At 68.1% G+C, this 13,948-nt stretch carries 12 protein-coding genes; 3 read left to right on the forward strand and 9 right to left on the reverse strand.

Annotated elements, in window-relative coordinates:
• Positions 1-12: 12 nt before the first annotated feature.
• Together H5J31_RS22635 and H5J31_RS22640 are read right to left on the reverse strand one after the other, a co-directional pair.
• Positions 13-1,740: an ABC transporter ATP-binding protein gene (locus tag H5J31_RS22635; RefSeq protein ID WP_181774640.1), complete on the reverse strand. Its 1,728-nt coding sequence runs from the start codon at positions 1,738-1,740 to the stop codon at positions 13-15.
• Complete coding sequence (locus H5J31_RS22640; RefSeq protein WP_181774641.1) at positions 1,737-3,362, reverse strand: ABC transporter ATP-binding protein; 1,626 nt, start codon at positions 3,360-3,362, stop codon at positions 1,737-1,739. Before H5J31_RS22640 ends, H5J31_RS22635 begins: the two co-directional genes overlap by 4 nt.
• Before the next feature lie 95 nt (positions 3,363-3,457).
• Between H5J31_RS22640 and purL the strand changes: the two genes are divergently transcribed.
• Complete coding sequence (gene purL / locus H5J31_RS22645; protein ID WP_181774642.1) at positions 3,458-5,785, forward strand: phosphoribosylformylglycinamidine synthase subunit PurL; 2,328 nt, start codon at positions 3,458-3,460, stop codon at positions 5,783-5,785.
• Between the two features lie 48 nt (positions 5,786-5,833).
• Here purL and H5J31_RS22650 read toward each other — a convergent pair whose 3' ends face one another.
• The 6 genes from H5J31_RS22650 to H5J31_RS22675 all read right to left on the reverse strand — a co-directional run bounded on the left by H5J31_RS22650 (position 5,834) and on the right by H5J31_RS22675 (position 11,447).
• Positions 5,834-6,703 (reverse strand): hypothetical protein, encoded by an 870-nt coding sequence (locus tag H5J31_RS22650; RefSeq protein ID WP_181774643.1) that lies wholly within the window; start codon positions 6,701-6,703, stop codon positions 5,834-5,836.
• Positions 6,700-7,809, reverse strand: coding sequence for a pentapeptide repeat-containing protein (locus tag H5J31_RS22655; protein ID WP_181774644.1), 1,110 nt, complete (start codon positions 7,807-7,809; stop codon positions 6,700-6,702). The genes H5J31_RS22650 and H5J31_RS22655 overlap by 4 nt, the downstream gene beginning before the upstream one ends.
• A 4-nt stretch (positions 7,810-7,813) precedes the next feature.
• A complete protein-coding gene (locus tag H5J31_RS22660; protein ID WP_181774645.1) occupies positions 7,814-8,668 on the reverse strand; it encodes a flagellar basal body-associated FliL family protein in 855 nt (284 codons plus the stop codon).
• Between the two features lie 198 nt (positions 8,669-8,866).
• Complete coding sequence (locus H5J31_RS22665) at positions 8,867-9,712, reverse strand: lysozyme (protein WP_181774646.1); 846 nt, start codon at positions 9,710-9,712, stop codon at positions 8,867-8,869.
• A 188-nt stretch (positions 9,713-9,900) separates the two neighbouring features.
• The gene (locus H5J31_RS22670; RefSeq protein ID WP_181774647.1) at positions 9,901-10,719 is read right to left on the reverse strand and encodes a lysozyme; all 819 of its coding nucleotides are present in this window, start codon (positions 10,717-10,719) and stop codon (positions 9,901-9,903) included.
• A gap of 101 nt (positions 10,720-10,820) precedes the next feature.
• On the reverse strand, positions 10,821-11,447 hold the full coding sequence (locus H5J31_RS22675; protein ID WP_181774678.1) for a type VII secretion system-associated protein: 627 nt from the start codon (positions 11,445-11,447) through the stop codon (positions 10,821-10,823).
• Positions 11,448-11,500: 53 nt separating this feature from the next.
• On the opposite strand from H5J31_RS22675, the gene H5J31_RS22680 reads away from it, so the two are divergent.
• Complete coding sequence (locus H5J31_RS22680) at positions 11,501-11,881, forward strand: sterol carrier family protein (RefSeq protein ID WP_181774648.1); 381 nt, start codon at positions 11,501-11,503, stop codon at positions 11,879-11,881.
• 90 nt (positions 11,882-11,971) lie between these two features.
• Here the strand turns inward: H5J31_RS22680 and H5J31_RS22685 are convergent, their stop codons facing one another.
• The gene (locus tag H5J31_RS22685; protein WP_181774649.1) at positions 11,972-12,769 is read right to left on the reverse strand and encodes an SAM-dependent methyltransferase; all 798 of its coding nucleotides are present in this window, start codon (positions 12,767-12,769) and stop codon (positions 11,972-11,974) included.
• A gap of 203 nt (positions 12,770-12,972) precedes the next feature.
• Between H5J31_RS22685 and H5J31_RS22690 the strand changes: the two genes are divergently transcribed.
• Entirely contained in the window at positions 12,973-13,851 is an 879-nt protein-coding gene (locus H5J31_RS22690) for a helix-turn-helix domain-containing protein (protein WP_181774650.1), read from the forward strand.
• Positions 13,852-13,948: the final 97 nt, after the last annotated feature.

Genomic DNA, 13,948 nt, shown 5'->3' on the forward strand with positions numbered 1-13,948 from the left:
GTTCATAGCACTTCAGGACGCAGCCGCGACCAGAGCCGCGTAGGGCCCACCCGCCGCGAGCAGCTCCGCATGCGAACCCAGCTCGGTCACCCGGCCGCCCTCGATGACCGCGACCCGGTCCGCGGCGGCCGCGGTGTGCAGCCGGTGCGCGATCGCGATCACCGTCCGGCCTTCGAGCACCGCGGTCAGCGACCGCTCCAGCTCCCGCGCCGAACCCGTGTCCAGCAGCGACGTCGCTTCGTCCAGCACCAGTGTGTGCGGGTCGGCCAGCACCACTCGCGCCAGCGCGAGCTGCTGCGCCATCGCCGCCGGGACCGCCGTCGCTCCGGCCCCGACCTTCGTGTCGAGCCCGTCCGGCAGCCCGGCCACCCACTCCGAAGCGCCGACCGAGGCCAGCGCGGAAAGCAGCTGCTCGTCGGTCCAGTCACCGGCGGGCAGCGTGAGGTTGTCCCGCAGCGTCCCCGCGAACACGTGGTGCTCCTGGGTCAGCAGCAGGACCTCGCCGCGCAGGACGTCGTCCGGCAGCTTCGACACCTCGGCGCCACCGATCCGCACCGATCCCGACGTCGGCACGGACATCCCCGCCAGCAGCCTGCCCAGGGTCGACTTACCCGCGCCGGACGGTCCGACGATCGCCAGCCGCTCGCCGCGCGGCACCCGCAGGTCGATTCCGTGCAGGACCTCGCGGCCCTCGGTGTAACCGAATCGCACGTCGCTGACCTCGATGTCCTGCCCCCGCGGCGTCTCGGAAACAGCGGTCGTGGACGAGGGCGGGCGCACGCCCAGCAGCCGTCGCAGCGACGCCCCGGCGACCTGCATGTCCGCGAGCCAGAACAGCGCCTCGTTCAGCGGACCGGTCATGACCTGCGAGTACAGCAGCATCGCGGTGATCGTGCCGAGCCCTTCCCAGCCGTTCGAGTAGGCGAGCAGACCCAGCCCGAGCATCACCGGCACCGGCAGTACGTAGCTGATCTCCAGCGACGGGATCCACCGCATCTGCATCGCCCGGATCTCGCGTTCGCCCAGCATCGCCGCGTCGAGGCCGTCGTGCCCGGCGCGGACACGGCGGCGAGTGAGGCTGAGCGCCTCGGCCGTCCGCGCGCCCTCCGCCGTTTCGTGCGTGGCTGACTGCAGTACCGACCACTTGTCCAGCATCCGCCGCAACACGTCCGGGATCCGCCGCTGGTACCAGATGTTGACCGGGATCAGCAGTGGCAGCGCGATCAGCAGGCCCAGCGCCAGGAACGGGGAGGTGATCACCATCGCCGCGACGGTCAGGACCACGGTCACCGCGGCGATCAGGATCTCGGGCGCGCCATGGCGTACGGCATGGTCGATCCGGTTGACGTCGGTGGTCGCACGGCTGAGCAGGTCACCGGTGCCCGCCGCTTCGACCGTGCCCAGCGGCAGGTCCAGCGCGTTGCCGACGAACTCCTCCCGGTTGTGCGCCAGGATCCGCTCGCCGAACACCCGCGCGCGCAGCCGCGCCAGGCCCTTGAGCCACGCCTGCACACCGAGCACCACCACGAACACGATCGCGAGCACGGTGATCGTGGTGGTGGTCGTACCGCCGACCACCTCGTCCACCAGCGCACCCAGCAGTCGCGGCCCGGCCAGCCCGACCGCGGTCGCGACGCAGAACAGGCCGAGCATCACGGAGAACTCGCGTTTGTTGGCCCGCGCGGTCTCCTTGATCCATCGCCGAACGTCTTGTTTGTCCGCCAAAGGCAGCTTTTTCATGCCGGTACTTTCGTACTCACGACCACGTCGGCCACGTGTGTCCATAGTGGACTCTGGCTGAACACGACGGTGGTCTTGCCGCGCCGCAGCTTCGCGACGCGTTCGGTTATGCGAGCTTCGGTATGCGCGTCGACGGCCGAAGTCGGCTCGTCGAGCAGCAGGACGTCGGCGTCGGTCGCCAGCGCCCGGGCCAGGTTCAGCCGCTGCCGCTGACCGCCGGAGACCTCACGGCCGCGTTCGCCGATCACCTCGTCGATGCCATCGGGCAACGCGTCCACGATGTCGTCGGCGTCCGCCGCATACAGCGCTTCGGTGATCTCGACCTCGCCGGGTTCGGCGGGGGTGACCTGTTCGCGCAGCACCCCGGAGAACCAGATGTCCTGGTTGTGCGCGTAGACCACCCGGCGTCGCAGCTCATCGAGGGCGACCCGGTTCACCGGGACCCCGCCTGCCAGGGCGGGTTCATCCGAATCGGTGAACCGCGCCATCCGGGACGCCACCGCTTCGGCTTCGGCGCCGACGTCGATCACGGTCAGCTTCCCGGCTTCGGCCCGGAACCCGGACGTCTCGTCGTACAGGTCCAGCGGTCCCTCCGGCAGCGGCACCGGGTTCTCCGGTTCGGCCAGCGTGCGTTCGGTGGACAGCAGTTTGCACACCTTCCGCGCCGAGACCACCGCCGCGCTCAGCACCCCGGCGAACTCGGTCGCCGTCGTCACCGGCACCACCAGGAACACCGAGACGCCGTAGAACGTGATCAGCTCGCCGACGCCGATGGTGCCGTTGATCGTCAGCTGCGCGCCCAGCCACGTGATGACCACCGTGACCAGGCCCGGCAGCGCGATCTCCGCCGCCGCGAGCCACGCCTCACTGCGCCCGACCTCCACACCGGCCACCCGGACCCGCTGGCTGGAGCGGCGGAAGCGGTCGAGGAACTGCTTCTCACCGCCGACACCGCGAAGGATCCGCAGGCCGGAGACGATGTCCGCGGCCAGCGCGTTGACGTCGGTCTTCTCCTCGCGCTGCTTCGTCTGGCGCTTCTCCAGCGGCTTCAGCAGCGGGCCGATACCCACCACGGCCAGCGGGACACCGACCAGCGCGACCACACCGAGCAGCGGGGACGTCGTCAGCAGCGCCGCCGCGCACACGACGAACGCGATCAGCGAGCCGAACGCCCGGCCCAGCACCTCGAAGGAGTCGCCGATCGGGTTGATGTCGCTGGTGGTGATCGCCACGACGTCGCCGGTGGTGGTCGTGTCCCGCAGGTTCACGCCCAGTTTCGCCGCGTGCTCGGTGGCGAGCCGCTGTGTGACGCCGGCGCCGTGGATCCAGCAGCCGTACGAGGCGAAGTGCTGCACCGTGCCCGCGAGCGTCTGCGCGATCCCGAGCCCGGCCGCCGCGAGACCCCAGAGCCAGACGGCGTCGCCGTCGCTCCGGCTGATCGCGTCGATACCGCGGCCGATCGCGACCGGCAGCAGCGCGATCGGCAGTGACCACAGCGCACCGCTGATCGCCGAGACGGCGAGCAGTCCCGGACGCGCGAGCATCATCGCGATCAGGTAGCGCCAGGCGGTCGGCTTGGCGGGCAGCCGCAGTCGCGGAAGGGGATATGTGGCGGAAAGCACGATTATCGACGGTAAGCGGATCACCACCCTCGGCGCGACCGATTTATCCGTGGGCGACCGCGAGCCGCCCCCGGCGCTCACCTACTCTTAGGGCCGTGGCGAACCCTGATGTGGACACCGTGACCAGCACCGTTGACGTCCCAGTCATCCCAGTCGACACCACCGCACTTGCCGAAGCGACCCCGGAACAGACCCAGCCGTACGTCGAGCTCGGCCTCGCCGACGACGAGTACGCCCGGATCCGGGAGATCCTCGGCCGCCGTCCGACCGACGCCGAACTGGCGATGTACTCGGTGATGTGGAGCGAGCACTGCTCGTACAAGTCCTCGAAGAAGCACCTGCGCTACTTCGGTGAGACCGCCACTCCCGAGATGAAGGAGAAGATGCTCGCCGGCATCGGCGAGAACGCCGGCGTCGTCGACATCGGCGAAGGCTGGGCGGTCACCTTCAAGGTCGAGAGCCACAACCACCCGTCCTATGTGGAGCCGTACCAGGGCGCCGCGACCGGCGTCGGCGGCATCGTGCGCGACATCATGGCGATGGGCGCGCGCCCGCTGGCCGTGGCCGACGCGCTGCGCTTCGGCCCGGCCGACGCCCCCGACACCCGCCGTGTGCTGCCCGGTGTGGTCGCCGGCGTCGGTGGCTACGGCAACTGCCTCGGCCTGCCGAACATCGGCGGCGAACTCGTGTTCGACCCGAGTTACTCCGGCAACCCGCTGGTCAACGCCCTGTGCGTCGGCGCGATGCGCGTCGAGGACCTGCACCTGGCCTTCGCCTCCGGCAAGGGCAACAAGATCATCCTGTTCGGCGCGCGCACCGGCCTCGACGGCATCGGCGGCGTGTCCGTGCTCGCGAGCGACACGTTCTCCGGGGACGAATCCTCCGGGGGCCGCAAGAAGCTCCCCAGCGTCCAGGTCGGCGACCCGTTCACCGAGAAGGTGCTCATCGAGTGCTGTCTCGAACTGTTCGCGCAGAAGCTCGTCGTCGGCATCCAGGACCTCGGCGGCGCCGGGCTCTCCTGCGCGACGTCGGAGCTCGCGGCCGCCGGTGACGGCGGCATGCACATCTACCTCGACCGGGTTCCCCTGCGCGCCACCGGGATGACCCCGGCGGAGGTGCTCTCCAGCGAGTCGCAGGAACGCATGTGCGCGGTCGTCTCGCCGGAGAACGTCGAGGCCTTCATGAAGGTCTGCGAGAAGTGGGACGTCATCGCCACCGACATCGGCGAGGTCACCGACGGCGAGCACCTGGTCATCACCTGGAACGACGAGGTCGTCGTCGACGTCCCGGCGCACACCGTGGCGCACCAGGGCCCGGTGTACGACCGCCCGATCCAGCGACCGTCGGGACAGGACGCGCTGCAGGCGGACACCTCGGCCAAGCTGCCGCGTCCGTCCACTTCGGACGAACTGCGGGCGGACATCCTCAAGCTGATCGCGTCGCCGAACCAGGCGTCGAAGGAATGGGTGACCTCCCAGTACGACCGTTACGTGCGCGGCAACACCGTGCTCGCGCAGCCGTCGGACTCCGGCGTCATCCGGATCGACGAGTCGACCGGCCGTGGTGTCGCGGTTTCGACCGACTGCAACAGCAAGTTCGTCTTCCTCGACCCGTACGAGGGCGCGAAGCTCGCGCTGGCCGAGGCGTACCGCAACGTCGCCACGAGTGGCGCGAAGCCGGTCGCGGTGTCGGACTGCCTAAACTTCGGAGCGCCGACCGACCCGGGTGTGATGTGGCAGTTCGAGCAGGCCGTGCACGGTCTCGCCGACGGCTGCGTCGAACTCGGCATCCCGGTCACCGGCGGGAACGTCAGCTTCTTCAACCAGACAGGCGACGTGGCCATCCTGCCGACGCCGGTGGTCGGCGTACTCGGCGTGATCGACGACGTCACCCGCCGCATCCCGACCGGCATCGGCGCGGAGGCCGGGGAAACCCTGCTGCTGCTGGGCGAGACCCACGACGAGCTGGACGGCTCCGCGTGGGCGCGCGAACTGCACGGCCACCTCGGTGGACGTCCGCCTCGCGTTGATCTGGCGCGCGAGAAGCTGCTCGCCGACATCCTCATCGCCGGTTCGCGCGACGGCATGATCTCCGCCGCGCACGACATCTCCGACGGTGGACTGATCCAGACCCTCGTCGAGACCGTCCTCATCGGACAGTGCGGTGCCCGGGTCTTCCTCGACTCCGAGCAGGACCCGTTCGTTCAGCTGTTCTCGGAGTCCGCGGGCCGGGTGCTGGTCGCCGTGCCGCGCACCGAGGAACTGCGGTTCACCGAGATGCTCACCGCGCGCGGCCTGCCGTGGCGCAAGACCGGTGTGGTGGACCCGGAATCGGGTTCGCTCGAACTCCAGGACATCACCGAGTTCACCCTGGACGAGCTTCGGGAGCCCTGGGAGCGCACGCTTCCCGCGCTCTTCGACTGAGCCTGGGTGGCCGTTCGGTACAGCTGGTCGTGAGTGGCGATTCGGGTTCTAACCCGAATCGCCACTCACGACCGGTGAGGTCGATCCGGTTCCGAACCGGGCCCCCGCCAGGGCCGGCCGCTCCACGAAGGTGGCGGCCCCCAGGTCGACACTGGTCTCGACGACCAGGCCTTCCAGCAGAACCTTCCGTTTGAAGGTCGCCCCGGTGACCCTGAGCTCGCCGTGGATCGTCGCGTGGTTGAGCGAGAACTTCCCGGCGAGTTCGGCGTTCTCGAGGTCGAGGTGATGCAGCACCTCACTGCGGTCCGCGCCGAACCAGCCGACCCGCCTCGCCGTCAGTTCCAGCTTGTCGATCCGCGCGTCGCTGAGGTTGAGCCCGAACGTGGGGCCGGTGGTCCCGGCGTGCGGCAGGACGTCGCGGATCAGCCGTTCGGCCGCGCGCCGGACCAGCCGCTCACGCTCCGCCTCGGCCTTGGTCTCCTCGTCCCATTCGACGTCCTTGCTCGCGGTCGCGTCGAAACTCGGATGCCTGAACGGCCGCCGCAGGTACGCGCACAGCACGTCGAGCACGGTCTGCCGGTAATCCGGACGCGTCCTGGCCAGCCCCGCGAGCGAATGCATCGCCCCGACCCGGACCTGATCGGCGTCGTTGCCCAGCAGTTCGATGGATTTGGCGAACCGCTCGTCCGAGATCCGGCTGCGCTCGATCTCGTGCCGATCCTCCTCGGTCCGCCTTCGCCGATCGTTGAGCCACAAACCGTAGAGCGCGGCGACCGCCCCGCCGGCGAGGGCGCCGGTCTTCAGCGCGTCACCGCGGCTCGTCCGCGGATCCGCGAGCAGCCAGACGGTGACCCCGATCAGCACCGCCGCCGAGCTGAGCAACGTCCACGTCAACGGCGAAGTCAGCAGGCGTTTCATACGTCCTTCATCGTGAGCCTGGCCCGGCCGTCGGACAGGGTCTCGACGACCCAGCCCTCCGGGAGTACGTGGTCCTTGGCCGGTTCCACCGTCGTGTTGTACAGCGAAACCGAAGCCGGTGCCTTACGGAACTTCAGGTCGCCGAAGCCTTCGAACCGGGCACGCCGCAGATCGAGCGACTCCGCGAACTCGGCCTCGCCGAAGTCCGCGCTCTTCGCGAAGAAACTGTCCTTAAAGGACGCTTGGCCCTTGAACACGCTGCCGTGGAATTCGGCGTCCTCGGCGAACCGCACCCCGCTGAACCACGCCCGCTGCTCGAACTTCGTCCCGTTGCACCGGAAGTAACCGATCCGTTTTTCCACGGCCGTACCCGCGCCGGTCAGATACACCGGGCCGAGGAACACGCAACCGGACAGATTCGTGCTGCTGTACAGCCCGCCGTAGCGGAGCAGCAGCTTCCCGACCTTCCGGCCCGACAGGTCGAAGTACTCCAGCACCGCCCCGGTCAGGTCGAGGTCGTACCCCTTCGTGTCCTCGGAATCCGCGGCCGGGAGCAGTTCCCCGATGAGCCGTTGCGCTGTCTGCCGCACCTGGAGTTCCTGCTCCTGCTCCGGCTTTCCCTTCGCGGGCAGCGTGTTCCCGGGCCGCTTGGCGTCGTCGTTGTACCGCGGATGCTCGAACGGCCGCCGCAGGTACGCGCACAGGATGTCCAGCACCGTCTGCCGGTAGATCTCGCGACCGCGGGCCAGCCCGGCCAGTGCGTGCAGGGCTCCCACCCGCACCTGGTCGGCGTCGTGCCCGAGCAGTTCGACGGCCTTCGCGAACCGTTCGTCCGAGATCCGGTCCCGGTCCTGGTCGGCCCGCCGCAGTTCGAGTTCCTGCCGCTGCCGCTCGGTTTCCTGCCGCCGCTCCTCGACGCGGCGCCGCCGGTCGTTGAGCCACAACGCGTAGAGCGCGACGATCGCGCCACCGGCGATACCGCCGGTCTTCAACGCCTCACTGCGGCTGGTCGCCGGATCGGTCAGCAACCAGCCGCCGACGGCGAGCAGCAGGACGAGCGAAGCGATGAACGTCCAGAGCAGAGGCGAGCGGAACAACCGCTTCATCGGCTCAGAAGACGAAGAAGTTGCGGACGCAGAAGGACTTGTCCGGGTTGTCGTCCGTCGAGATCCCCGACCCGCTCACCTTCTTGCCCTTGACCGTGCCCTCGATGTCACCGGAGACGAAACCGTCGCCGATACCGGAGGTCGAGGTGATCGTCAGCTGCGCCGGCGCCGGGGTCATGATGTCGATCGACTGGGCCAAGCTCGCCTTCGTGTCCGCGCAGGCCAGCGACAGTGCCCCCTCCTTGTCACCGGCGCTCACCTTCGCGAAGAAGTCCTTGAGGTTCTGGGCGCCCTTCGGGTTCCCCTCGGAACCGGTGCCGCCGCTCTCGGTGGACTTCGGGCTGCTCTTGGGAGCGCTCGACTTCGGGCTGCTCTTCGGCGCGGAGGTCGGGGCCTGCTCGGAAGACGACGCCGGCGGCGGCGCGGCCGTGTTGCCGCCCTCGTCCTTGCTGAGCAGGAACCCCGGCGCGACGAAGCCGGTGACACCGAAGGCGATCAGCACGACGAGGCCGATGACGATCCCGATGATCAACCCGGTCTTGCTCTTCGGCGGCGGCGCGGGCGGACCGCCGTAACCCTGCGGGTAGCCCGGGTTGTTCGGATCCCAGCCCTGCTGCTGCGCGTTCGGATCCCAGCCACCCTGCTGCGGATACTGCTGGGTCTGGTCCCAACCTTGCTGCTGACCACCTTGCGGGTACTGCTGGGTCTGCTCCCAGCCCTGCTGCTGGCCGCCCTGCGGCTGGCCCCAACCACCCGACTGCTGGGTCTGGTCCCATCCACCCTGCTGCGGATAGCCGCCGGGCTGCTGTCCCTGGGGGTCCTGGCCGTAGGGCTGGCCGGGCTGGGGTGGGTAGGTCATCGCGTTCGCCTTCCGTGCTGGGGCCTGAGGCTCCGATCAGACGGACGGCGGTCAGCCGTGGTTCCGGATCCGCCCGTACCAGGAGTTTCAGGAGGCATTCTGCTCGGAAAGGTACCTGCCGCGCGAAAGCGGCTCCCGGCCGCGCTCGTCCGACGAGAACGAGCGGGCCGGAAGCCGGTTTCCCACGGAATGCGCAGCTCAGCCGTTGGCCAGTGCCTGCAAGCGGTCGTACGCGCCGTTGAAGGTGTTCTGGTCGAGCGGGGTGGAGGTGTACTGCCACACGGTGTAGAAGCCCCAGCCGTACGGAAGCGCCCCCACCGAGGAGGAGTAGCGGGCGATCCACAGCGGGACGGTGCCGCCGAAGTTCTGCGACGACCCGACGCAGGTGTTCCACCAGCTCGTCGACGTGTAGATGACGGGCCAGCGGCCGGTGCGGGCCTGGTAGCGGTCGTGGAACGCGCGGATCCACGCCCCCATGGCCGACTGGCTCAGGCCGTAACAGGTGGCGCCGTACGGGTTGTACTCCATGTCCAGCGCGCCCGGCAGGGTCTTGCCGTCCTTGGACCAGCCGCCGCCGTTGTTGACGAAGAAGTCCGCCTGCGCCGCGCCACCCGAGACGTTGGGCAGGGCGAAGTGATACGCGCCGCGGATGAAGCCCTGGTTGTAGGAACCGTTGTACTGCTGGGCGAAGTACGGGTTCTTGTAGCTGGTGCCTTCGGTGGCCTTCGTCCACACGAAGCGCTTGCCCTGGCCCCACCAGTGAGCCCAGTCGACGTTCTGCTGGTAGCTGGCGACGTCCATGCCCGCGACCGTCGCGAGCACACCGGCTTCGGGCTGCGGCCGGGCGGCCTTGTCCCTGGACTCCGGGGTGGAGGTGTCACCTTCCACACGCCGGATCTGCGATCCGATCGTGTGGTCGTTCTGCTGGAGATCCTGTTCGATCGACATGATCTCCGGGGACGGGGCGGCCGACGCCTGGACCGTGCTGCTGAGCAGGAGCAGCGCGGAGCCGACGGCGATGGCGATTCTTCGGGAAGTGCGCATACGACAATCCCTTCACGGATAACCCTCGCTGAGGACGACTAACTGCAGGTGGTAGCCGTCCGGGCACGATTGTTGACGACGAGTGCCGGGTTTGTCACTAACTTCCGTGAAATTGGTACTACGCGTGGGTGATTTTCATTTCCATGTTGACGGTGTTCTGTGATCTTGTAACACCCGCTCGGATGGGCTCAGCCCAGTGACAGTGCGCGTACGCGATCGACCGTGCCGTTGAACCAGTTCTGGTCGCCGGGCAGGCTGCCGTTGTTCGAGAACTGCCAGATGGTCTGGGTCTTCCAGCTGGCGGGCAGCTCACCGATCTCCGTGTTGTAGCGCGCCAGCCACAGCGGGTTCTGCCAGAAGACGTTGCTGTTGCCGGTGCAGCGCTTCCACCAGCTCGTCGACGTGTAGATCGCCGGATGCCGCCCGGTCCGCCACAGGTAGGTCTCGGCGAACGACGCCATCCACGCGACCATTTGCGCGGGCGTCTTGCCGTAACACGTTTCGCCGTAAGGGTTGTACTCGACGTCGAGCGCGCCCGGCAGCGTCTTGCCGTCGCCGGACCAGCCGCCGCCGTTGTTGACGAAGTAGTGCGCCTGCGAAGCACCGTCCGAGATGTCGGGACGCGCGAAGTGGTAGGACCCGCGGATCAGGCCGACGCCGTAGGAACCGTTGTACTGCTGGGGAAACCGGGGATTGACGAACCCGGTGCCCTCGGTCGCCTTCACGTAGACGAACTTCGCGCCGGTCCTGGCCGCGGCGGGCCAGTCGACGTCGCCCTGATGGCCGCTGACGTCGTGGCCCAGCGTCTGGGCTTCACCGCCGTAGAGCGGACCGATGGCCGCGCTGACGCCTTCGTGCAACGCGATCTGCGAGCCGGCGTAATGCTCCTCGGCCCCGTCGTATCTGGGCCCCGCTTCCTTCGCGACGGCAGGGGTCTGCGCGAGCAGCAAGACCCCCGCCGCGAGGACGGCCCCCCAGCCTTTCGAACACTTTCTGCGACTCTTCACGTCGCCACGATCCCCCGGGATAAGGGAATCAGCGACTCGAACATCACCCGAAAGAGTTGCGTTCAGGCTAAATAAATTGGGCCGAGTGGGTTAATCGGCCACTAACGGCGCTCGTCCAAAAGGGCTTTGTCGAGGTGCTCCGACGGGACGATCGCGGTGAGCCGGTCGTGCGGATTGATGGTGACCGGGTGCCCGGCGAGCAGCGGCACCATGTCCCGGCCCAGCACCGCGCGGGCGTGCGGCCATTCGCGCGGGACCAGCGACTTCGCCGTATAGGCGGGCACGAGTACCTGGCCGTCGGTGTTGTGGAAGCCGATGACCGTCCGCTGGACCGGCGAAAGCGCGTAGACGAACAGCGTCGAGTCGAGAAAGACCCGCGGCAGGTCGGCGACCGGGCGGTGGTTGGTGCGCACCAGCTGGAGCAACTGCTCGAGCTCGTTGCGCGGCTCCGGGAAACCGAGCGCCTTGGGCGAGGGCCGGTAGCGGTCGTTGGGGTGGAAGTCCTCGACGATCTCGCCGGCACCGTTCACCGGGTACGCGCCGACGACCGCCCAGGACGGCACCGGGCCGTTCGGGTCGAAGGCCTCGTCGATGACGTACAGCCAGCTGTTCGGATTGGCCTTGGCGTTGGCCCGCATCTCGTCGGTGATCTTCGGCTTCTGTTTGCCGCGCTTCCCTGCAGGGCTCGACGCCAACCGATCCGCCTCGTCCCGCTGCGCCATCGCCATCCCCACGTTCCGGGTGCCTGAAGGTTTGTTCGCGCTCACTCTACTGTTCTCCCATGGCCTCTTCGCGTTCGGTCGACCCCGCTGAGTTACGTGCCGCGATCACGGCGATTTCCCCCTGGTTGAACGGATCCGGCCCGGAACCGGCCCGGCCCGAACTGGCCGCCGCGGTGCGGCTGAGCCTGCGGACACTGGCCGCGGACGCGCCAGGGAAAAGTGTCGAAGTGCGGGTGCCGCCGTTCGCGGCGGTGCAGTGCGTCGAAGGTTTGCGGCACACGCGCGGGACGCCGCCGAACGTCGTCGAAACGGATCCGCGCACGTGGCTGGAACTGGCGACCGGGCTGCTCGGCTGGGCCGGCGCCGTCGAATCGGGGCGGGTCACCGCCTCCGGGAGCCGGGCCGATCTGGCCCACTGGCTGCCCCTGGTCCGCCTCTGATCCTCGGCTCGCGCGTGCAATGAACGGCTCGTTCCTTGCAAATTTCGCAAGGAACGAGCCGTTCATTGCAGCTTGAGCGAGGGGGAACTACTACTTCTTCCGGCCGATGCCACCCGAGATCGTCCGCTGCGCGGTGTTCAGCGCCTTGATCCGCGGGCCGTCCGGCCACCAGTCGGCGCACAGGGTGACTCCGGGGTCGACCATCTCGAGGTCGTGGAACAGCTCCTCGATCTCGGCCTTGGTGCGGAAGGTGCCCGAACCCATCGGGCTGTGGATGAAGAAGTCCTCCATCTTCCGCGCGACCTCGGACAACTCGTCCTGCGGGTCGGAGAAGTGCGAGATCGCCACGTACGAGCCCGAGGGCAGCGCGTCGATGTACTTCCGCATGATCTGAGCGGGCGCTTCCTTCGGCCCGTTGAAGTGGTGCAGGGTGCCCATCTGCAGCAACGCGATCGGCTGCGTGAAGTCGATGTGCCGCCGGACGTCGGGGTTCTCCAGGATCCGCTCCGGCTCGAAGATGTCGTCGGAGACGAAGTGCGTGTTCTCGTTCTCTTCGAGCAGGGCGCGCCCGTGGGCGAGCACGACCGGGTCGTTGTCGACGTAGACGACCTTGATCTCCGGGTTGATCCGCTGCACGACCTGGTGCGTGTTCTCCGCGGTCGGGAGGCCGGATCCGAGGTCGAGGAACTGCGTGATGCCCGTCTGGCTGGCGAGGAACCGGCAGGCGCGGATGAGGAAGCCGCGGTTCTCGGTCGCCAGGTCCTGCGCTTCGGGGGCCGCCTGCTGGACCTTGCGCAGCACCTCCCGGTCGATCTCGTAGTTGTCCTTGCCGAGGAGGAAGGCGTCGTACACCCGGGCGATGCTGGCCCGCGTCGGGTCGACACCCACAGGCACTCGTTCCGTCCGGGTCGGGGCGTCGGGCATCTTGAACCTCACAAAACTGTGTCGGAAGTCTCGGGCTCTACGTAGAGTAGAACCACGTGCGCGACGGGTAAACCGAGCCATGCCTGTCGTGTCGAGGTCCAAACGTGTACTTTCAGTAATCGGCTAGTTCCCCTGGCGAGTGTCGTCGTACGAAAGGTCCCCGGTCGATGAACGCGGTCACCCCGCCCGGCGGTGAGCAGTCCCTGGGTCCCACCGCGCGCCGGATGATCCTCGGTTCACAGCTCCGGCGGATGCGCGAGGACGCGGGCATCACGCGCCAGGAGGCCGGCTACAGCATCCGCGGTTCCGAATCGAAGATCAGCCGACTCGAACTCGGTCGCGTCGGCTTCAAGGAACGCGACGTCGCCGATCTGCTGACGATGTACGGCATGACCGACACCGAGGAGCGGCAGCAGTTCCTCGACATGGTCAAGGAGTCGAACGAGCCGGGTTGGTGGCGCCGCTACGGCGACCTGATGCCGAGCTGGTTCAACGACCTCGTCGGGCTCGAAGAGGCCGCGGCGCGGATCCAGGTCTGGGAGCCGCTGTACGTCACGGGTCTTCTGCAGACCGAGGCGTACGCGCGGGCGATCATGAGTCACGGCCGTCCGGACATGGTGAACGAGCAGGTCGACCGCCGGGTCGCGCTGTGCATGCGGCGGCAGAAGATGCTTTCGCGGCCGGACGCGCCGCGGTTGTGGCTGGTCATCGACGAGTCGGTGCTGTTCCGGCCGATCGGCGACCGAACGATCCTCAAGGGCCAGATCGACTACCTGCTGGAGATGATCCAGCAGCCGAACATCTCGGTGCAGATCCTCCCGTTCGACCGGAGCGGGTACTCCGCGGACAGCGCGTTCTCGCTGCTCAGGTTCGCGGAAGAGGAATTGCCGAACATCGCCTACACCGAATACCTGACCGGCGCGCACTACATCGACAAGCGCGACGAGATCGAGCGGTACAGCCGGGCGCTGGACATGCTCGCGGTCGACGCGGAGACGCCGGACCGCAGCCGCCAGATGCTCATGAAGCGCCGCGCGGAAATCTGATCCACTCACCGTTGTGGGTTTCCCGCCGTCTCGGTGACGGCCGGGGTTTCCTTGCGGGCGCGCAAAAACCCTGTCACGACTGGTAGCTGTTCACCCG

It is taken from the genome of Amycolatopsis pittospori (assembly GCF_013870525.1).
GTDB classification, from domain to species: Bacteria; Actinomycetota; Actinomycetes; order Mycobacteriales; family Pseudonocardiaceae; genus Amycolatopsis; species Amycolatopsis pittospori.